This window comes from Halobacteriovoraceae bacterium, assembly GCA_020635115.1.
Taxonomy (GTDB): Bacteria; Bdellovibrionota; Bacteriovoracia; order Bacteriovoracales; family Bacteriovoracaceae; genus JACKAK01.
Map to the genome: position 1 here is coordinate 92,920 of JACKAK010000005.1, position 21,575 is coordinate 114,494.

General features: G+C 33.8%; 19 protein-coding genes. 9 read left to right on the forward strand and 10 right to left on the reverse strand.

Going from position 1 to position 21,575, the window contains the following annotated elements:
• Positions 1-17 precede the first annotated feature (17 nt).
• Both H6622_09085 and H6622_09090 read left to right on the forward strand, forming a co-directional pair.
• Complete coding sequence (locus H6622_09085; GenBank protein ID MCB9061661.1) at positions 18-1,208, forward strand: hypothetical protein; 1,191 nt, start codon at positions 18-20, stop codon at positions 1,206-1,208.
• A gap of 15 nt (positions 1,209-1,223) precedes the next feature.
• Positions 1,224-1,505 carry a hypothetical protein gene (locus H6622_09090; protein MCB9061662.1) on the forward strand — a complete coding sequence of 94 codons (282 nt, stop codon included), beginning with the start codon at positions 1,224-1,226 and terminating at the stop codon, positions 1,503-1,505.
• On the opposite strand, the gene H6622_09095 is transcribed toward H6622_09090, so the two are convergent.
• Positions 1,497-2,093: a hypothetical protein gene (locus tag H6622_09095; protein ID MCB9061663.1), complete on the reverse strand. Its 597-nt coding sequence runs from the start codon at positions 2,091-2,093 to the stop codon at positions 1,497-1,499. The two genes, H6622_09090 and H6622_09095, sit on opposite strands and share 9 nt — an antisense overlap.
• Before the next feature lie 106 nt (positions 2,094-2,199).
• Between H6622_09095 and H6622_09100 the strand changes: the two genes are divergently transcribed.
• The gene (locus H6622_09100) at positions 2,200-2,541 is read left to right on the forward strand and encodes a hypothetical protein (protein MCB9061664.1); all 342 of its coding nucleotides are present in this window, start codon (positions 2,200-2,202) and stop codon (positions 2,539-2,541) included.
• On the opposite strand, the gene H6622_09105 is transcribed toward H6622_09100, so the two are convergent.
• From H6622_09105 to H6622_09115, 3 genes are all read right to left on the reverse strand, one after another.
• Positions 2,524-2,985, reverse strand: coding sequence for a hypothetical protein (locus H6622_09105; GenBank protein ID MCB9061665.1), 462 nt, complete (start codon positions 2,983-2,985; stop codon positions 2,524-2,526). The genes H6622_09100 and H6622_09105 overlap by 18 nt on opposite strands.
• Entirely contained in the window at positions 2,969-4,222 is a 1,254-nt protein-coding gene (locus H6622_09110; GenBank protein MCB9061666.1) for a DEAD/DEAH box helicase, read from the reverse strand. The genes H6622_09105 and H6622_09110 overlap by 17 nt, the downstream gene beginning before the upstream one ends.
• Before the next feature lie 87 nt (positions 4,223-4,309).
• Positions 4,310-5,572, reverse strand: a complete 1,263-nt coding sequence (locus H6622_09115) for a hypothetical protein (protein ID MCB9061667.1) — start codon at positions 5,570-5,572, stop codon at positions 4,310-4,312.
• A gap of 157 nt (positions 5,573-5,729) precedes the next feature.
• On the opposite strand from H6622_09115, the gene H6622_09120 reads away from it, so the two are divergent.
• The 4 genes from H6622_09120 to H6622_09135 all read left to right on the forward strand — a co-directional run bounded on the left by H6622_09120 (position 5,730) and on the right by H6622_09135 (position 11,181).
• Complete coding sequence (locus H6622_09120; protein ID MCB9061668.1) at positions 5,730-6,293, forward strand: FHA domain-containing protein; 564 nt, start codon at positions 5,730-5,732, stop codon at positions 6,291-6,293.
• A 37-nt stretch (positions 6,294-6,330) separates the two neighbouring features.
• The gene (gene tgt / locus H6622_09125; protein MCB9061669.1) at positions 6,331-7,461 is read left to right on the forward strand and encodes a tRNA guanosine(34) transglycosylase Tgt; all 1,131 of its coding nucleotides are present in this window, start codon (positions 6,331-6,333) and stop codon (positions 7,459-7,461) included.
• A 341-nt stretch (positions 7,462-7,802) separates the two neighbouring features.
• Positions 7,803-8,753 carry a hypothetical protein gene (locus H6622_09130; protein ID MCB9061670.1) on the forward strand — a complete coding sequence of 317 codons (951 nt, stop codon included), beginning with the start codon at positions 7,803-7,805 and terminating at the stop codon, positions 8,751-8,753.
• Between the two features lie 271 nt (positions 8,754-9,024).
• Complete coding sequence (locus H6622_09135; protein ID MCB9061671.1) at positions 9,025-11,181, forward strand: hypothetical protein; 2,157 nt, start codon at positions 9,025-9,027, stop codon at positions 11,179-11,181.
• A gap of 1 nt (position 11,182) precedes the next feature.
• On the opposite strand, the gene H6622_09140 is transcribed toward H6622_09135, so the two are convergent.
• From H6622_09140 to H6622_09155, 4 genes are all read right to left on the reverse strand, one after another.
• Positions 11,183-12,301, reverse strand: a complete 1,119-nt coding sequence (locus H6622_09140) for a phosphoserine transaminase (GenBank protein MCB9061672.1) — start codon at positions 12,299-12,301, stop codon at positions 11,183-11,185.
• Positions 12,302-12,382: 81 nt separating this feature from the next.
• Positions 12,383-13,243 carry a hypothetical protein gene (locus H6622_09145; GenBank protein MCB9061673.1) on the reverse strand — a complete coding sequence of 287 codons (861 nt, stop codon included), beginning with the start codon at positions 13,241-13,243 and terminating at the stop codon, positions 12,383-12,385.
• Positions 13,244-13,341: 98 nt separating this feature from the next.
• Complete coding sequence (locus tag H6622_09150) at positions 13,342-15,153, reverse strand: hypothetical protein (protein ID MCB9061674.1); 1,812 nt, start codon at positions 15,151-15,153, stop codon at positions 13,342-13,344.
• Positions 15,154-15,321: 168 nt separating this feature from the next.
• On the reverse strand, positions 15,322-17,082 hold the full coding sequence (locus H6622_09155) for a M24 family metallopeptidase (GenBank protein ID MCB9061675.1): 1,761 nt from the start codon (positions 17,080-17,082) through the stop codon (positions 15,322-15,324).
• Between the two features lie 210 nt (positions 17,083-17,292).
• On the opposite strand from H6622_09155, the gene H6622_09160 reads away from it, so the two are divergent.
• Positions 17,293-17,433: a hypothetical protein gene (locus H6622_09160; protein MCB9061676.1), complete on the forward strand. Its 141-nt coding sequence runs from the start codon at positions 17,293-17,295 to the stop codon at positions 17,431-17,433.
• Here H6622_09160 and murD read toward each other — a convergent pair.
• Complete coding sequence (murD, locus tag H6622_09165; protein ID MCB9061677.1) at positions 17,423-18,700, reverse strand: UDP-N-acetylmuramoyl-L-alanine--D-glutamate ligase; 1,278 nt, start codon at positions 18,698-18,700, stop codon at positions 17,423-17,425. The two genes, H6622_09160 and murD, sit on opposite strands and share 11 nt — an antisense overlap.
• 60 nt (positions 18,701-18,760) lie before the next feature.
• On the opposite strand from murD, the gene H6622_09170 reads away from it, so the two are divergent.
• Positions 18,761-19,993 carry a methyltransferase gene (locus H6622_09170; GenBank protein MCB9061678.1) on the forward strand — a complete coding sequence of 411 codons (1,233 nt, stop codon included), beginning with the start codon at positions 18,761-18,763 and terminating at the stop codon, positions 19,991-19,993.
• Between the two features lie 166 nt (positions 19,994-20,159).
• On the opposite strand, the gene H6622_09175 is transcribed toward H6622_09170, so the two are convergent.
• On the reverse strand, positions 20,160-21,569 hold the full coding sequence (locus H6622_09175) for a transposase (protein ID MCB9061679.1): 1,410 nt from the start codon (positions 21,567-21,569) through the stop codon (positions 20,160-20,162).
• Positions 21,570-21,575 lie beyond the last annotated feature (6 nt).

A 21,575-nucleotide genomic window follows, 5' to 3' on the forward strand; every position in this document is an offset into this window, starting at 1 on the left:
ACTATTGGGAGTTCACATTGCTAAAGCTGATCATGATTATTTTTCTAAGCACTTCGGGTCTGCTGGCCAGCGATATGAAAACAAATCTCTTTGGATACTTAGAGGGTTATTTTGAGAAAGTAGAGAAAAAACCTTCAAGGCAAAATGGCAGTTCTACCAGTGAAGGAGTTCCAATCCGAGTGAGTACTCCCCAAGAATTTGATACGCCACATGTTAATATTATGATGAAATCTATATTTGGTAGGGACTGGTCTGCTTTTTTAAACCTTTCAGCATCCAGTTCGGTCACTACTCAAAATGCATGGGTTGAGAAAAAATTTATTGATGGAGAACTTTCAATTCGCTTGGGAAAATTTTATCGTCCTTTCGGACTATATAATGAACGATTAGATGCAGTTCCAACATATATTGGAATTGAACCACCTGAATTATTTGATCAGGATCACTTACTTTTAACAAGAACCACAAACTTTATGCTTCATGGTGAAATCTCTTTTGGAGAGAGCTTTTTTCGATATTCTCTGACTACTGGAAATGATGAGAGACTTGGAGGAGAAGTGCCAATTGGAGGTGATTTACGTTACACTTTTGAACGTGATGATCTGGAAGTGACAGTAGGAAGTTCGTTCTATTTTTCAAATGGTTCATCTTATAAATCGGATAATCTAGGGGGAGTTCCAAAATGGTTTAAATCCGATAAATATAACGTCTTTGGTGGTTTTACTGAAATTCTTTTTGAGAGTTGGCAGATACAAAGTGCTTTTTTCCAATCAAACCATAGTGGGTTGAGGAATGGTCAAACATTACAAAATATTAGTACTGAAAAACTTAATAACCAACAGATACAACGTTTGTGTAACGGAAATATGTCAACCTGTGCAGATACATCAACGCGCTATCAAGTATTAACGTGGTATGGTCGCATTGGCCGTAGCTTTATATTAAATCAAGCTGAATTTACCCCTTATATTCAGTTTGATTTTTACAAGAACCCTGAAATGATTGCACATAAAAGTGATGGTGGAGATAATGAGGCCGGTATCGCTGATGATGGAAAATTTACGAAACAAACGATAGGTTTTGTATATCGTCCTGTTACTCAAGTGGCCATCAAAGTGGATGCTTCAAATCACTCTCAAGTTATAGCAGGAAAAAATCAGAACTATAGTGAAATACGTAGTTCATTTTCATATATTTGGGCATTATAAAGTGGAGTTTTTTTCGTGTTTAAAACGTTTTTATTTTTTTTTCTAATCATAAACTCACTTAGGGCCTTTGATTTTCTGGTTGGCAAAAACATTTCAAAGAAAATTGATCCAATAAAGTTACGATCACTTGTTTATCAAGGCAAAGATAGTTATGAAGGAATTGAAATAGTTATTAATGAAAATACCAAAGTACCATTGAAAATTGAAAAGAAATGGGTTTTAAGAGTCTTATCATCAGAAAATATTCCTAAAAAGGGAAATCGATCTCCTGAGGTTATATTCGTTAAGTCATTTTAATTTGAAAACATCGCCTTGAATTCCTGTATTGACATCAAACTCAATATATTCAATAAAATCCAAATTTGAAAATGGAGAAAAATCATCTGCTCTAAGATCAGTTATTAAAAAAGTATTAGAATTAATCCATTCCATTTCATATTTGTCTGATAAGTTTGCTGAATTAAAAAATTTTTGGAACTTTTCACGATCACTTACTCCGATTATTCTTTTACCTTTAATATATCCTACGCAAGGTCCGCGATGATTTGGTAATAATGGAAAGCTTTCAAGAATCTCAATTTCATCTTCACTAATATTGGCCCATACACAATTTTCTTGCCCGTTTTTATCTAAAGTTGTTAAGAGAAATCGATGCCCACCACTATAGCATTCGAAATAGGCCTCAATTATTTTTTCATTAAAAAAATCAACAAATTGATAATGAATATCTTCTGGCAAAACGGCCTGTGTTTTAGTTGAAAAATCGACATATTTTATATTTAAATCTGATTGTTCGACCCAACATGAGCCGTTGTTTAATTGATTAATTTGTGCATATAAACTTATATTAGCAAGACAAAGAAATAATAATATTAAACTCTTCATACAAACTCCCCAGATCTGTATTAAATACATTGTATATTTAACTACTCGGGTATATTGTGCTTTTCTTGAGTGAATTTATTTTATCAGTTTTTTAAGTGTTTGAAATATGGCCATGAATCGCGAAATTATCGAAAAAATAATCCACGAATTTTATGATATTGCCAAAAGTGATATCATGATTGGCTATCATTTTAGGCATATTCATAATTTTGATGAACATCTTGAAAGAATCATAGAGTTTTGGTGCATTCAGTTTGGCCTCTCGGCAAAAAGTCTGACTTTTAATCTCAAACAATCTCACGATTATCTTAAAATTAAATCTGCAGAGCTAAACCGTTGGGTTTTACTATTTAGAGAAGTTTTGAATAAAAATCTAAGCAAAGAAAATCAAGTTGAATGGTTACATAAAGTTGAAAAAATTAAAGCAGTTTTACTGACCTTGTGTTGAACCTTTAGAGAAAATTTCAGCACCAAGTTTTTTTACAAGTTCCGGTTCATCCTTTACAGGTCTTTTGGCATTGAAAACTTTCTTTACAAAACTTTCTAGAACAGGCTCCCCTGTAGTATCATCAAACACCCAATTTTTATAATAATATTGGTCAATCCCTATAGCTGATAGTTGCGCTTCCTTAATTGATGAATACTCGAGAATGATCATTTCAACAGTTCTCAGCTTTACCTTAAATCCACCCTTACATGGAGGTGAATAGCTCAAACAGTTAACTCCATCGTTTTGGTCTTTAGGAAGGATCATTTCAATCGTAGGATCAACTTCAGTGGCCATCCGGTACATTATATGTTTATCAATAATTCCCTCTGGATCTGATGAACAGGATTGAAATAATAAAAACAGGAGAAGGTAAAGGAATATGAGTCTATTTTCTTTTTGCAAATCTTGGCCTCTTTTTAAATTTTTGAAGTGGCCTTTTTATTTTAACAGAGTTTAATGCTTTATTGGAAGAGGTAGACTTTTTTTGTGTTTTTTGTAATTTGGGCCCTTTAATGAGATCCAATTTAAGAGCATTCTGTCCTGTGATTGCAATATTTATCCTTGATATAATTGACTGATCAAGTTGGGTTACAAAATTATAAACTTGTCCGGTAGAGTTTTTAGCTCGACCAACTCTGCCACATCGATGAACATAGTAGGCGGCCTCAAAGGGCAAGTCATAATTTAGGGCCCAGACAATACTTGGAATATCTATTCCTCTGGCCATAATGTCTGTACAAATTAACACAGATTTTACTGACTTAAACTCCTCTACTACTTTTAAACGTTCTTTTTTATCCATTTTGCCTGATAGAAAGTGCACAGGAAGGGCCAATTTATCTTGTGCTAATAATTCTTTTAGCTCAATTACTGTTTCAGATTTGTTGACAAAAACAATTCCTCTACTTTTTGAATTTCTTTTAGTTAAATCCTTTAGAAACTGAAGTTTTTGGTTCTGAGATAAATAAATATTAAAAGTGTCTATGTTATCCCTAAGTATATTGGCCTGCTGGCATTCAATTTGTGTGAATATTTTATCCCCAAAAATTTTAGCTTTAAACTCGTCACGGCCATCCATTGTGGTTGCAGAAAACATTCCAACTTGACACTCACCTATACTACGGTAGATATGAGTAATCTCACTAAGAAAACCAAATTCTACAAGCTGATCACTCTCATCTAGAATTAAATGTCTAATATTTTTTGCTTCCACATGTTTGTTTTTTATAGCTGCTTGTAGTTTACCTGGCACTGTGATGAGAATATCATAAATACTTCCAGAGATATTTTCTCCGGTTAACAAGCTTCTCACCCGCAGCCGACATTTATGAGAAATAACTTTAGCAAGTTGAGCTATTTGTTTTGCCAACTCTCGAGTGGGACACAAAATTACTGCACCTGGAGAATTTTTTAGTTCGTTAACACCGTTAAGTCTTTCATCTGATTTCAAAACCTCAAAGATAGGTAAAAGGAAGGCCAAAGTTTTACCTGTTCCAGTGCTTGAAATGGCATCAACTGATTCCCCTTTAAAATAGGCAAGAATACTTTGCTCTTGAACAGGAGTTGGTTGTTTAAAGTGGTTTTCTTGAAGAAACTCTAAAAGTTCAGTTGATAAATTTAATTTATTGAATGCCGACATATTAATTCCTTATTTTTTCGGCATTTAAACGACAAAGGGCCAAAGCGTCAATAACTTTGGCCCTCATTGGATATTTTACCTAACTTTTTATACTTCGATCATAAATCTTAGAGCTAATGAGTAGAGAGTTGAAACTTTTTTACCATCTACTTCATTTGAAACCGGTAATTTAAGGTTTCCATCAAGTTGTAAAAACCATAATCTGAAACCCGGAGCAATTGTAAAGTGTTCGCTATCCATCCCAAGTCTAAGATTGGAACGTAACCGATCTTTCCACAATCTTCCTTCTAAATTTCCGCCAAAATACCAGCCATCGGATAAATCATAACCACTTCTTTTATGTAATCCTAAATATGGCATGATGTGAAAGATACTAAGCTTGTATTTACCAGATGCTTGAAAACGAAAGAGTGGATCTGGATCATAGTAAAGATCATTACCATTAGTTGCAGTGAGATTGTCGGAGAGTTCAGCAAATGCAAGATCGTCAAAAGACATAGAGAATCTATAATTTTTCCAAACATAACCCATTGAAAGATCGGAAGCTAAATAAATTCTAGAGTTATCATTGATATCGATAATATCTTTGTCATTTACAAGAGCGTCTGAAGAGATCAGCTTATAATAATCGGCCCTATAGAGGCCATAAAGTGAAAAATGTCCAAACCACTTATCTTTAGAAAGGTTTATTTCAAGACCTGATTTGGCCTGTGCTTTGAGGTAAAGGTTTAAATTGGGGACGTTATCGGCCGGTACATAAATGTTTTCTTTCGCAAGTTCAGTCATAAGTGCACTTGCCGCTGAAGCTCCTATGATATTGGCCAAAGAATTTTGTAGTGGAGTGTATTGTCCAATGTTTGTACCAGAAGGAGGGACTGAGCCAAGAGAAAGAATCGCTTGTTTAAGTCCCGGATCAGTAACAAGTTCGGCCAGAAGTTCAAGAGTAATTGGTTCTGTACCGATTCCAAAAGTTCCTGTTAGATTTGCATCGACAAGGCGAAGATCTGGAACAACTTTCCAACCCCAAGCAGTGAAACTTGGTAGAGGAGTTCCAAGTCTGGCATTTATCCTCAGAATATGTTCAGTTTTATCATATTTGTTGAGAAAGTTTGTTGCACTCGTTAAGTCTGTAACAGTATCAGCTTCATCAACAAGATCCAATACTTCAGAATTTATAGTGGCGCCAAAATCCAAATAAAAAGCATGCCCTAGAGGTCTAAAGAGTTCATCAGTGAGGAGTTTGTCTTCAACTTGTTTGAATCTATTGATAAAATCGTTTTCTTCGATTTCACCGGCCCTAACATTTAAAATCAAAAGTACAAAAAATAGCAGCTTGGTAAGTGAATTCATTACTCTTCTCCCCTTTGGTGGCAATTTGCTTATATTATCCTTGAGTTTAAATTTTTGTGTTAGAGAGCATTTTTTTCCAATTAATTGATCATAGTATTCAGGATTAAAACTCTTGAGAAAAATTTGAAATCGCGAGACAATATTGCAAAGGAGTACTATGTCAACACCAGTCATGTATACACTAGACATTAGGTTGCAAGGAGCACCTCCGGAGAGGGTAACAATAGACGATAAACTTACAGTCGGAAGTTCTCCACAAGCGGAGATTTCTATTGAAGGACTAAACTTAGATGCAATCCACTGTATTTTTAGATACTATAACGAAATTTTAACTGTATATAATATTGGAGCAAAGACTGTCACTTATTTAGATAAACAACCGCTTGAAGGTGGAAGAATGTATGTCTTGGATAAGGGAGACAAATTAAATATAGGTAAACTTGAAATCATAATTAGGAAATCGGCAAGTAGATCTGGATCTTCAACGCCAGACACAGATGAAACAGATCCAAATATAGATGTTAGTATGCTTGAAAAAAGCAATATTAAAGGGCCTGGAAATAAGAATAAGTTAGAAAAAGTTAAAAAGAAAAAGGTAAAGTCTAGTCCTGAAAATTCGGAAGATAGTTTTGAAATTGATGAGCAAGACGCAGAAATAGACTCAGATAAAAAAGGTTTTGGCAAAGTATTAGGTGGACTTTTTACACGTAAAAAGAAATAGTAAATGACAACTCTTGTATGCTCTGTTAGTCAGGGACATGCAAAAAATTATTGAAGAAAACAAAAAACATTTTAAGTTCAATCTGATTCATGAGGATAAAAACTCAAAGGCGAGAGCAGGCGAAATTATCACCCCCCATGGGACGATTAAAACACCTGTATTTATGCCTGTAGGTACACATGGTGCAGTTAAGGCCCTGTGGCCAGATGCTCTTATAGATATGAATATTGAGATTCTTTTATCTAATACATATCACTTACATTTAAGTCCTGGGAGTGATCTCGTAAAAAAGGCCGGAGGTCTTCATAAATTTATGAATTGGCATAGACCTATATTAACAGATTCAGGAGGATTTCAGGTATTTTCGCTTCAGAAAAAAAATATAACTGAGGATGGAGCGGAATTCAAAGACCAAAATGGTAAAAAGGTAATGCTAACGCCCGAGACTTCCATAGAGATTCAACAAAATCTTGGTTCTGATATTATGATGGCCTTTGATGAATGCATTCCTTTTCCGGCAACAAAAGAATACACTAAAAACTCTATTGAAAGAACACACAGATGGTTAGATCGGTGTATCAGATCGTGGACAAATCCACAGCAATCACTCTTTGGAATTGTTCAAGGTTCTACTTTTAATGAGTATAGGAAAGAGTGTGTTGAAGAATTAATAAAAAGAGATCTCCCTGGATATGCAATTGGTGGTGTTTCAGTGGGTGAAGGTTCTGAGCTCATGGAAAAGATTGTCAAATATACAGCTCCACTACTTCCTAAAAATAAACCCAAATATGTGATGGGAGTTGGTACTCCTCAAGATTTACTCACCATCTGGGAAAATGGAGTTGATATGAGTGACTGTATCATTCCGACTAAATATGCAAGAGGAGGAACTTTCTTTACTAACAGAGGAAGAATTCGAATCAAACACAGAAACTATAGACGAGATTTTTTTCCGATTGAGCCTAATTGTCATTGTTATACCTGTTCAAATTTCACAAGATCTTATGTTAAACATTTGTTTGATTCTAATGAAATTCTTGGAGCAATTTTGGCAACGATACACAATATTGCTTTTTACAAAAATTTAGCAGTTCAAGCTCGTGAAGCTATTTTAGAAGACAGGTTTTTAGAATTCAAAAAAACTTTCTTAGAAAATTATAGTGACTAATTAATATTATTTGCTTGAATCTACTTTTATATTCACACAAAATTAAATTTTATAGAGAAATTAGGAATTGTTCTTTGAAAGAAGCTTAAGAGTTTGTTGAAAGTATTGAATAGGCGGAGAAACATTTAATCTTGGCAATCCATTTTGGATAAGGCCTTAAAATTTATCATTATTTCAATAAGTTACCATCTTTATCATTTTTTTATGCATTCAAACATCAAATTAGTCGATAATAAAGACAGTGATTGAGATGAAAAATATAATTTATAAAAATCTATTCTTAATAATACTTATGTCCACCCTATTCAAACTTTGCATTCCCAACCTTCTTAATAATACTTATGTCAATTTTTGGAAGTTGTTTGCCGCAAAATCGGCAGATTCAAGAGATACCAATTTCACCAGAAACTGATGACCTCAATGCCCAAAGAGAATTTGGAACCCAAATTATATCAAAAAAAGAATATGTTGAGAGTGAACAACTCAATATTTCTAGTGAAAATATAAATTTAGAAGATAACCAAATTGAGTCATGCAAAGAGTGGATAAAACGAAAAGGATCTCTGGGCAATTATAAATCAATGATCTATACGAAAGTTCCCATTGATAAAGATGTCACTGAGTTTGCCAATAACAAAATCTATCATGGAACTGAGGTTAATACTTCATTAGATGGTAAAAATTGGGAGCTAAAACGTCACTGCCCTTATTATATAATAGATAGTCAATATAATCTGGAATGTGTATTGATTGATGAAGACTATAGTGCTGTTTACGCACGACCTGTTTCTAATTGTTACTCCAAAAAATTTGGAAGAATCCAACTTGCTAAGGAAAAGAATATTACTTTAAAAATTTCAGAAGTTAGTAATAGTGATAGCAATGTCAATACGGAAACCAAACATATAGAAAGTTTATTAATTCAAACTGATATGGAAGGAAACTATTCTCAATCATGTTCTGATTGGATAAAAGAGAATCAATTGTATGGAGAATATGAAAAAGAAATCTATACAAAAATTGCTTCTGGGTATGATGTGAGTTCAATTAGATATAGTGATGCTTATCAACGCGGATCAATTTTAACGAGTTTAAATGGCCTGTTCTGGGAAGTTAAAGATCATTGTCCCTATCTTTTGGGAAGTGGAAATAATTCTCAGTGTTTTCTTATGCCAATTGATTATACTGCAACAGATTTAAAACCAGTAAGCGAATGTGTTTCTAATAATTATGGAAAACTCCAACTGGCAAAGGAAAATTACAAAGTCATTCGTAAGATTGTAAAAGAATAGTGGAAGAATTCAAATTTCGTGAAATATTTGAGGCAGTAAACAGATCGAAAATATTAAATTCGATTTCATAACATCTAGATATCACTAACGCTTAACCTTTAAACCAGCGATTTCACATAAATAATTTCAAAAAGACCTTTTATAGAGAAATAATTCAACAAAGATTCATAACCTATTGTTTTTCGGTATTTTGAATTTACAATATATAATTGAAGCTAAGGAAAATGTTGCAAAATGGAATATTTTGATGATTAATTTTCAGAAATTTAAAATGTTTTTTTTGTTATCAAATATCCTTTTGATCATATTCTCATGTGGAAAAAGTAGAATTGAAGTTTCAGTTGATTTTAAAAAAACTTCAAATACCAAGACCGAAATTGAACAACTTACTCTAAGTGCTGTTTACCCCAATCATTCCAATTGGAACGATTATGTAAAAATATCAGATTCAAATTTAGCCCCTTATTCACAAAGTGAAATTACTTGTGCTCCGGGAACAGATATTGGACTACAGGCATGTATTCATGCTGGAGAAAGATTTAAAGCGACTCTTACAAGTATAAATAGCTGTGCAAGTATTTCTGCGAAAGATTCATTGGAGGTCTTTAACTGGAAATGTGTGGAAGGAAATAACAAAATTACAATTTATTCTATAGGCCTTAAGGAATCAAAAGGTTTAAAAGATCTCATCGATTTTTCCTCAGATCCTGTTTGGAAAGAAAACTTTTTACAACTTCTAAAAGATGGACAAGTGATAAAAAGTAGTGAGAGTTCTATTTGGTGGAATAACGAAGTTCTGGCATTACCAGAAAACACTGGTTCAACCACAGTTATATCAGATGATGGTTCTGATATTGGCAGAATCTTTGTTTTAAACAATGATTCTACATTGCCTGGCTTTGAAATTCTTGATTCAAAAACAGCTATAGTTATTAACCCAGATTTTACACTCTTTGGAAACAATTTATCATCGCAAAATTGTAATACAACAGATGCTTCTTCAACTTCACCTGATTTTCAATGCCTTCTTTTTGGTACAGGCATCAACCATTTATGGATTGAAGGAAATTTCGATATAACTACTGGGGGAACCATCTATTTTAATGACCTTATGTTCTCACAAATTAGAAATTCTAATTTCAAAAGAAATGGGAATTTAAAAAGTATGATGTTGCTCGGAAATACAAATAGTAACAAATTTGTTAATTTGAACTTTCACGGAAAGCTGGGAAATTCAAATATTTTTGAAACTAAAAGCACAACAAATTCAAATTTATTTTATAATATCCAATCTGTTACAAGTGGGACTGTTTTACAAGGATTTTATATTTTTGGAGATGAAAACATAATCATTAAATTGAAGGCCCATAATAATGCCACCAACTCTAATATATCTGTTGCCGGTAACGATAATATCATCTCAGAAGTACTCGTCGCAAATGGATATTCTTCTGGATTTTCAATTGCATCTGGAGCATTGAGAAATACCCTTTTAAATATTACGGCCATCAATAACTTAGGGTATGGTATAAAAGTTGGGAATGGTAATCATGATAATCTCTTCCAGAATATACTAGCAGTTAACAATGAGTCTGGTATAAGAGCAATGGGTGATTCTTTTGATGCTATCTATTCAGATATTGCTTTAATGTATAATACGAATATTGGGATTTCAGTACAAGGATTTAACAATAGCTTTATTAATAAGTTAGTTGTTGGAAACAATGGAACAGACTGCACGGTTATATCTGGAGCAACTTCTGGACTAATTGATACAACTTGTACCGATTCCGGAAACGATGAATCGAATTCATATTCTGGCCAATCATCAACTGCAACTCTATATACAAATAGAGACGTGTCTAGTTCATTTGTAGGGAAAGTGAGTGTTACAGATACTGAAAACCAAACCAACACAAATGGAGCGGAAGCTGTTTCGAGTTCTTTAGACTATATTCATTTTGAAAATTTTTGGAGGACTTGGGGTGTCGACGGATCAGCTTTCCCAAATTCTAATAATAGAAGCCATTGTTCAAATGGATTTTGTCGTATTTGGGATAATAGATTGTCTTCAGGAGATACACTACTTCTCAACCATTCTTTTGACTTCGTTGCTGGAAATGAAGTTTTCACTGCTGATTCAATTTGTCCAAGTGCGGTTCATGGAAATCAAACTCTTACAAACTTAAATTCCACTCCCTCTACATTTTTAAAGTATGCTACAGAAATTATGTTCGACGATATTGGCAACGACAATGGACTTTGTGAAAGTAATGAGTCGTGTATCTATTCTCCCAATTTTGGAGTTTACCAGGGGGAGGGAGATTATCTCAGTAACGGTACCTGTGTTTTTCAAGATGGAACCGTTACTGGAGTTATAATGTATGCCTATCCAAATAATGGTGGTGTTTCAATTATTGTAATGTAAACTATTTTAGCTCTTTCTCAATTGCCCAACTTAAAAGTTCAGTAAGTTTTTTTAGATCTTCAAATTTTATATTGTGAAATAATGAAATTCTAAATTGGTTTCTTCCAAGTTTACGATAGGAATCTATTCCATAGACAATTTTTTGTTTTTCGAGTTGTTCTAGAAGATCTTCAACATTAATTTTGTCGTTAACATCAATACAAGCAACTGCTTTAGATCGAAACTTTTCATCCTCGATATATGGTTTTAAATAATCTTTTTCATTTGCCCAGCCATAAAGGAGATTTGCTTTTTTATTGGCCAATTCAACGGCCCCCTTAAATCCACACTTATTCATTTCTTTGACTTGTTCATTTAGAAAGAAAAGTGCTGATATTGAAGGAGTATTATATACTTGATTCTTAACTCCATTTTCTATAAGTGTTGCCCAATTCATATAGGCCGGAATATACCTTTCCGTTTTACTTATATTTAAAACTTTATCCTGTGCTTTCTTTGAGAGAATAACAATATGGGTTCCGCCTTCAGAAGCAAACACCTTTTGAGCTGAAAAAAAGACGATATCGGCCTGATTAAAATCAAAATCTAATTGTCCCGCCCCGCTGGTTGCATCAACAATGAGGAGTTGATCATCGTTAACTTTGGGCAGCTTGTCTATTTGAACACCTGTGGATGTTTCGTTTAGAGTACAACAAATAACATCGGCATCTTCAACATTGTATGGTGAAATCCCCTGGCCCATTTCTACATTAATAATTTCTGTTTCGATCCATGGAACCATTTGGGATGATTTTGCCCATTTAAGAGAAAACTCTCCACAAGTGAAATGTACAACTTTATTTTCAACAGCTCCAAGTGCAATCATGTCAAAAAGCATCGTCGCACCACCATTTGCGACAAGCGCAATTGTTTCATCTTTGAGACTAAAATACTTCTTTAATCCATCCTGTGCCTCTTTTTGAATTTTTTTAACTGCACTTTTTCTATGAGATGTTCCAAGCAGATGGGGACCTGCTTCAGCAAGCTTAGTTACATACTCAATTGGAATCAATGAAGGCCCACAACCAAAGCGAGGGTCAGATGGGATAAGTTCAGTTGGGACTTGCAAATTTTCAAACATATTTTTTAATCCTTTCTCAATAAAACTGGCGGCAGTATAAATATTTTTGTGAAGGACGTCACCTAGAAATGTCTTGGCAGTTTAGTCATTTTGCCAAGGGCCACTCCACTCTTCAATAGTGTCATGTACTTCAACTTCACCGCGTAATATTTTCTTTGCTGCATGCCATCTTGGTGAACGTTTTGGAACTTTATTAAATCCAATGGGATAATGATCGCCATCGGCCTTAAAAAATAAATCAAAACCAAAGGCACCTTGTTGAATTAAATCTTGAATGTCTGGATGAAAGGTATTGAGTAGTGGAAAAGGATCAACAATAGTTCCATGTATTTCACCATAAGCAGTGTAGACTTTATTTCCGATTCGATAGGCCAAAGTGGAACCCCATGTTGCCCTTTTGCCTACATAGTCTTTTATTTTACCACTTTCAACAATCCAACGAATATTAATACCAACTTCTTCGCCATCAATTTCCATTATGGTGTCATCAATTAATACAGGATGTTCATAGTCTTTAAACTGTGAGGCCTTATGAACAGCTACAGATAGAGGGTCAGAATCGATTTCGCGTTTATCAATTTCTAAGAAACCATGAACGAGAGGTCCAAACATTTCATCAAATTGTTGTTTTTTCCCAGAATTACTACTGTTTATAATGAACATATAGCCTTTGAGCTTATGCTGTTCATAAAGATGGGATGGTGGACGATCTTTTATCCCCTCTTCATAGTGTGACAAGTGGTCATCAAAGCTATTTGTACTTTTTTCGACTAAAACACGTTCACAATCAGAGTCATCAAAATGTTCTATATGTCTTATAAACGTTTTAAGCGCTGCCGAGCTTGACGATCCAAAAATGTTCGTAGGAGCTAAAAAGACAACAGTTAGAATTAGGGGTGTTAACTGTTGGAACCACCTTGTGTTTGACACTCGTTTCTTCATGGTTTTTGCCCAAAAAAAAAAGAATGTCCTTCAACATCTACCTTATAGATTTCTTAATGTCAGTTAATTTTTTCTAAATAATGTAAAAATGTAATATACTAGGAGGCCAGTAATATTTTCTGGCAATATTGTTCGCGGTTATCTTTTCTTGGAAATTTATCAATAATGACTTCTGCACCTAACTTAACAAGAACTTTGAGGTCATCTTGAGTGATGTGTCCTCTTACTGATTGTTTAATCATAATACCTAGATATTCAATTACACTTCTGGCCTGATCAGCATGTCCATGATCAGCATGTGTGAAGTCAGGAAAGTTAATAAGAAGTCGTTTGGCCTCTTTACCGTCTGCGGTTTGATAATCCACATGTGCCCTTAGGTCGTAATCAAAGCCAAGACCATCATGGCCCATGGAAACGATAATTTTTGGTATTGATGCTGGGGTGTGAAGTTTAGCATAGTCAAAATCCCCATTTCTTGGTTTAAAAGTAGAACCTTCATTTTCAATTTTTTTCATAAGCATTTTATCAGCGGCTTCTGGGTCAGTTTTTAAGAGCTCCTTATACTCTTTAAATGTTTTTGGATTTACGTTTGCAAAATACCGAACAGCATCTTCAAAAAAACCTATCGGGATATCTTTAGTTATCCCTCTGGCCAAAAATTTTCTAAGTTTCTCTGCAGGATACCTTGCAGGATCGACGACACCTATTCTTTTGAAAATAATACTACCAAGAGATGTTTTAGCGAATGATTTAATTCCCTCTGATCTTTTTGCATCGAAATATTTTTCGATACTTTTTAAAATATCAAACCTTTCATCTGGCTCAATAGGGTTATAATTTTTTACAGTGGCCATAGAAATAATACTGAGAAAGAATTTGATCAGACGAGGTTCTTTTTGAAGGAACTTAACAAGAAAACTAAGTATGGCCTGATTTTCAAAGTGGACGGGACTACCGATATTTGTAATTCCTTTATAAACTTCTTCATAGAATTTAGCTTTTAGAGGATCTATATAACTTACATCTCCAGACATGGAAACTCCAGCAGTAGCTGCAGATTCCATCATCCCACCCATTGAGTGTCCAATCCAAAAGAGCCAAGGGTTAACTTCAGAACCTAGTTGAAGTTTACCATCCATAATCATTTTTTGAGTGATCGCCATCACATCGTGAGAGGCAAGTCTATCAAAGCCATGTTTCCATTGGTTCTTATTAGGATCACCTTGAATAAAGTCAGATTTAGCAGAACCATTACCATGCCCACCAAAATTAAAGGCATAGATATCAACTCCGATGGCATTTGCGCGGGTCACGGCCATTTTTTTAAATTGTTCACGTTTTACTTTTCTTTTCTGCTTTCTAAACTTTTCTTCTAACGCTAAAACTTGTGTGTAAAATGTTTCAATTTCAATATCTGCTATAAATTCATAAGCGTCCCAAAGTTTTCTTTTTTTAATTTCTTTGTTGAGCTCATGTAGGATAGATTTCTTGAGTACTTCAAACATAATTCTTCGACTTTTAGCAGGTTGTCTAATTCCATGAGTAATATTAAATTTGTGCCAAAATGAGCTGAGTCTTTTAGAAATATAACTTCTTAAATCTTTATCAAATTGATAATTTTCTTCCATAACGTTTTCAATAGTTTCAAACATATGAAAGTTGAAATATTCATCGTAAGCTAGGTTTTGAACTGGGGCCCAATAATAAGAAGTAGATGAAAACCCGTGCTGTAAATTGACTTTTATAGTTGAACCTGAAGACCAATTGATTCGTACACCTTTCAAAAGCACCGAGTCATCCGTAAGTATACTAACTTCCTCAATTTTACTGCCAAATTCATAGCTCCAGGAATTGATATAAGTAAAACTTATGAATAACATAAAAATTTGCTTGGAAAAATTGAAATTCATTACGATTCCTTTAGGAATTTGTTAAACATTTCAGACAAAACAAAGTAAATGAAAAAGCTAATACTTTCTAGTGTTTTCATAGGCCTTGTTGTCCAATAAATGTATTTTTTAAGAGATATGCTTTTTTTAACGCATGAAATTACGATATTTTATATTGATAAATAATTTTTAATTATATAAACCAAAAGATGTTCCCAATTCAAGACAGATATGCTCGTAATTTTCTAGGTACTTGATTTCTTCTCGCTCGAGTAGTTTCGAATCGACAAGGTATGGATCATATCCGATGTATGTTAAAGGTCTAAAACAAAGCATTTGGTCATATTCAGGATGTTGAACTACTTCAACAATATTTTCTAAACGAACGCCAAATTTTCCAGGGATGTAGATTCCGGGCTCCAATGAACCAATAGTATCTATCGAAAGTGCAACAAGTGAATTTTTTCCAACTCTAAAACCTCCCTCATGTACATTAATACCGACTCCATGCCCTGTTCCATGTGCATAATCAAATCCAAATTTTAACATTGTTGATCTAGCTAGTGCATCAATCATGCAACCAGGAGAACCTTTTGGAAAAACAGCACTTTCTGCTCTTATTAGACCTTTTAGAACCAAAGTATAGACAATTTTTTGTTCATCACTGGGCCTTTGTCCTAATAAAAATGTACGTGTTGTATCCGTTGCATAGCCTCCTTTAAAATAACATCCCGAATCGAGAAGTACAATTGTACCGTCTTGAGCAATAACATCCTCTTTAGGATCTCCATAGTGGACAATACTCCCATTAGCATCGAATCCAACAATTGTTTTAAAGCTCAAATCAAGGGCCCCTGCAGATTTGTAATTTTCATTAACTCTATCAAATAAGTTTTTTTCTGTTATTTTCTCACCATTTGAAAACCTTTCTTTGGCCTCTTGAATAGATTTAAATATAACGTCATTAGCTCGTTTAAAATTTTCTCGAATTACTTTGATCTCAGTTTTATTTTTAATGGCATGAAACATTATGTTTGATCTGGTTTCATGTTTGAGATCAAGAAAATTTCCACATGCGCTTTTCAAACATCGATAATCTGATCCTGATATTGAAGATGCATGAAAAAAAAGTTCTGTAAGACTCTTTTTTTGAACTATGTCGCGAAGATTTAACTCCAGATCTTTTTTATTCTTGCATTCAATAAAAGTAATTCCTGAAATATCTTTGGCTATTGAAGAAACTAAATTAAGATCGTCTATAAAAACATAGAGCTGATCCTTCGTTGCCAATGCTTTTGCGATATAAACGCTTTGATAAGGCAATTGATAACCTCTGCAATTAGAAAGCCAAGCAATAGTATCCAATTGCGTAATAAACCGACCTTGGTTCAACTCACAAAATCTCATCAATTTGTCACAAACTTTTTCTCCAGAAAATTCCAGAGGAACTGATTCAATTTTATTGGACAAAGTCAGTTTCGAATGAAATGTCGACTTCGCGAGTTCTCCATTATCAAAGGTTCGAATTTGAAATAAATTACTAAAACTAGTTTCTAAATCAAGGGAACATCTATCTCCTTCAATTCCGAGAACATTCTCAGGAGATAAGAGAACTAATAGATCTTGTTTAAGTTTTTCTATTAAACTTGTCGAACTCTCACATTTGACAACTTCAACTAGCTCTTTATTGACTTCAATATCGGCCTGTTCATGATATCTTCCATCAACATAAAGTCTTGGTCTGCCAGAGACTGGTACAAAAACTTCGGCCACAGAGCCAGTAAAGCCAGTAATGTAATATCGATGGCAATTTTCCATAGGGACATACTCATTTAACCAGGGATCAAAGCTAGATATATACATTCCATGAAGAATATTTTCTTTCATAAAAAGCTGTAATGATTGAATATTTTGAGCAATTTGATTCTTGTTTATCATAGTTTTAGACATAAGATTTCCTTTTCACAATGTGCCTTACAAAATATCATGTTTTACATCTCATATACAAGAGTTCCTCATTCATTTCAAACATTGTAATTTACCGACTATTTTGATCCTGTATACAAAAAAGCAATTTGAAAAACTTTAGTAAAATTTTTAGGTTCCGATAGAGTAATTATGAAAACTTTTTAGTTTTCAATAATTTAATAGGTAATGGATATGAAAATTGGCCTAAAGGAAATTGTCATACTAACACTTCTTCTTTTCATTTTCAAAATCACAATTGGTGACAATTATTTATTATTGGATGAAAAGGAACAAAAAATCAATCGAACAAGTGCATCTGTCATTAATCATTAAACATTTTTTTAAATATCTTGCCCCTTTGCGAATAATTTTTGAACATATCAAAGGATGGAAATGCTGGAGAAAAAAGTATATTTTCTTCTGTGCTATTAACTACAAGGTCGTAAATCTCATCAAACTCAAGAATATTATGATTTTCAATCAAAGCATCAATCTGTTCTTTATGCATTGATGCAGTCTCACCTATCAAAATTAACCGAGAAGTCAATTTTTTTAACTCATCTAAATAGGGAGTAATTTCATCATTATGTCCCCTTTTTTGTCCACCAATAATGAGTAGTGTTGATTTTGAAGGCATGGATTTTAAAGCACTCATAGTTGCATCCCAATTTGTACTTTTAGCATCGTTAAATATTTTTTTGCCTAGTTTATTTGGTACGAACTCAATTCGATGTTCAACTCCTAGAAAACTATCAATGAATTTTTGTATCAAGGTAGGTGAAATATTCAACAAAAGAGCTAATTGGATACAAAAATTGAGATTTTCCCTATTATGTTCTCCAGGTAATTTAAAGTTTTTAAGATCGAACTGCTTCAAAACGCTTGGATCTAAATGTTGAAATTCCTTTTTTTGGTCTTCTTCAATAAATTTTTCAACAGTTCGCCCGCAAATTATAACTTTACTTTTTTCAAGATATTTAAAAAGATTCAACTTAGCTTTTGCGTAGTCTTGAACAGTTTCATATCTTTCACCATGATTGGGGTAAATATTTAAAATAGCAGAGTATTCAAATTTAATTGTTTGCAAACTTTCAAGTTGAAAGCTAGATAACTCAAGTAGATAGTAATCATATATATTGTCTAGTGAATCACACAGAGGAGTACCGATATTCCCACCACAAAAGACAGATAATTTGGCCATTTCCATTAATTCTTTCAGCATTGTGACAGTTGTTGTTTTTCCATTCGTACCTGTAATACCTATAAATTTTCCATGTGTGTTCATTTGTCTGTATGCAAATTCAATTTCATTCATAATGGGTATATTTTTTTGAATGGCCTGTCGAAGTGAATCTTTTTGTTTTGGAATACCTGGAGCAAGAATGATCAGATCCATTTCTCCTAAAATTTCCTCAGCATCTATTTCACTTGTACACTTGACTAAAGGATTGATTTTTCTTGCATCGTCTTCCCAAATACTTAAGTCACCAGCATTTACAACATGTACAATGGCCTGTGTTCTTGACAAGGCCTGGAGTGCAGATTTTCCAGAAACACCTAGTCCATAAATAGCAATTTTTTTTCCCTTATACTGATGCATCTATGTTCTTCCTCTCTATTTTCATTGACATGCGTCACACAGTGTTTTATGAGTCTTTGGATGGATTTATACAAATATTTTAGTGACATACGCAACATACTTTTAACAAATGAGAATTTATGGCGACATGAAGTGCTTAATGAATATCCAACGTCCTTAGAAATGTATGACCAAGAATTTGTAAAAGAAATTAGAAATCTCAATTCAGATGATAAATATAGACTTGATGCTTTTCACGACGAGAGTGTTTTAAAGAAAGGTAAATTAAAAGATTTGATTATTCAATTACAGAAACTATCAAATGGAATTCCTAAGCAGCGGCAGATACAGGAAGATTTTCCTCGCTTTGCTTTCGTTAAAGTTAATAAGAAAAAAAAACATGAACTGCAATCACTTTGTCCCTATATTGGATTGTTAAATAAAGATAAAAAGTATTTGAAAGCAATTGACGTTGGAGGGGGTGTAGGTCATTTATCGAGATTTCTGGCCCATTACTATCAAATAGAGGCCTTTTGTATAGACATGGACAGTTCATTACAAAATACTGGTGAAAATAGGATTGATAAATATTCACTTCCCCCAAATGCTAAAAATGTCAATTTCAGATTAGAAAAGTTCCCTTCAAAATCATCTAAATACATTTTAGACAATCAATCCCTTGTACTAGGTTTACATAGTTGCGGAAACCTATCCAACCACTTACTAAAATCTGCAGTTTTAAATCAGGCAAAAACTGTAATTAATTTTGGTTGTTGCTATCTTAAAATGGATGCTAAAAAAGATTTTCCTATATCAAAATTTGCAAAAGATGGTGACCCAATTAATTTATGCAAATATTCACTTACTTTAGCAACTCGATCTCACGCATCCATGACAAGAACACAATTTGAAAATAAAAAACAAGTTAAATTTTATCGATACGGCCTACATTTATTTCTATACTACAAAATGAAACGTTCTGATTTTGTAAGTATAGGAGATGCAAAAACAAGAGAATACTATCTTCCTTTTTCACAATATGTGAAAAGTAAACTCATTGAAAATGAAATAGAATGCCCACTAAAAGCAGAAGAAATTGATGCTTTTTACAAAAGTACATATATACAAAATAAACTTGAAGATATGTTTTGTGCTAATATCATTCGATGGCAATTTGGTCGCTGCTTAGAACTTGCAATTCTTCTAGATAGGGCAATTTATTTGAGTGAAAATGGTAGAAATGTTGAAATTAAGGAGTTTTTCAACCCTGATTTATCTCCCCGAAATATTGGAATAGTCTCTCATCTTTTATGATCAAATATATATATTTTCTTAATCTATAGGTTTAATTTTCACTTTTTTTCAAAAATAAAAAATATCTTCACTTGATCTTGAAAATATCAATAAGATGTTGACTAAAATTGATTGAAAAAAGTAAAAACTTCACAAGTCTAGAAGGTAGGGTGACTACTCCCAACCACTAAGCCGCTGATGCGTCTTTAGTGGGGGCTTCTAAGATTTTTCGAGCTTCGCTCTCAAAACCTAAGCTCTGTAGCCCCAGAGCTTTTATGACAGTTGCTGCATGTTTATCTGCGTTTTCTGTATGGCCACAATTTACACAAAAAAATACTTCTTGCTTTTGTCTATTTTCCACTGAGGTATGACCACATTTTCTGCATCGTCTAGAAGTATTTTTAGCCGGAACAAGTACAAGTAATCCTCCTTGCCACTCGCTTTTATAGCGTACAAAATCTCTAAACATTCCCCAACCTTGTCTAAGTATAGAGCGGTTTAGTCCAGATTTCTGTGCTACATTTTTTCCTGGTTTTTCAAGTGTACCTTTGGCACTTTTTGACATATTTTTTACCCTAAGATCCTCAAGCACTACAATTGCGTGTTTTTTGCAAATATCATTTGAGGCCTTATGAAGAAAGTCATGTCTTATTCTAGTTATCTTACGATGTTTTTTTCCAACTATTTTTTGATAGTATTTCCAACGAGGTGAAAACTTCTTTTGCTTCGCTGCCCTTCTTTGGAGGGTCGCTATTTGTTTTTCTACTTTTTTGATTGTTTTCAAATCAAGGTTATGCTCATTATCGCTCTGAGCGTCTTCACAAATTGTTTTGGCCACGCCTAAATCAATACCAACAGATTTTTCGGGAACCAACTCACCTTTATGGGCCGAATTGATAGGAATAATTTCAGCTTTTTTTCCTAAATAGCAACTCAGAGAGATGTACCATTCACCAGTTGTTTGGCGTGTAATCGTTGCTCTTTTTATCTCTCCTTCAATTTTTCTGTGTTGAGCAATTTTTAGAGGGGTAGCTCCTTTACCTACGGTAATCTTAGGAATTCCTGTGATATATGACCATTTCTTTGATTTCTTTTTTGCGCAAGTTATAATAACTCTATTTCCTTGGGGAAAACAAATGGATTCAGTGCATTTTCCTTTTCTCTTTCTTGTCGGATATCCTGCATCGAGATTTGGATCCAGAAAGTTTTGAAAAGCTTGATCTAGGTTTCTTAGTGCCATTTGAAGTGATTGTGAAGGAACTTCTTCTAACCACTCAAAACCTTCCATAGATCGACACTCCGGAAGTTGGTTTTGCTGATATTCATACTTTAATTTTTTAACTCCGCCACTCATTTGAAAAACAAGGTTGCGTTCTTCAAGTCCGCAGTTATAGACAAACCGGCATGCTCCCATCCAGCGAGAGAGAGTTGATGTCTGTTCACTTGTCGGATAAAAACGAAAACGATAAGTTTTTATGAGCTTTGCTTTATTCTGCGCACTACGTTTTTTCTTGGCCGCCTTGGCCAGTTCTACCCGTTTCTTCTTAGAGAGAACTTTTTTTTCGGCCGTTAATTTGCTCGCAACTTTTTTTGTCATTGCGAG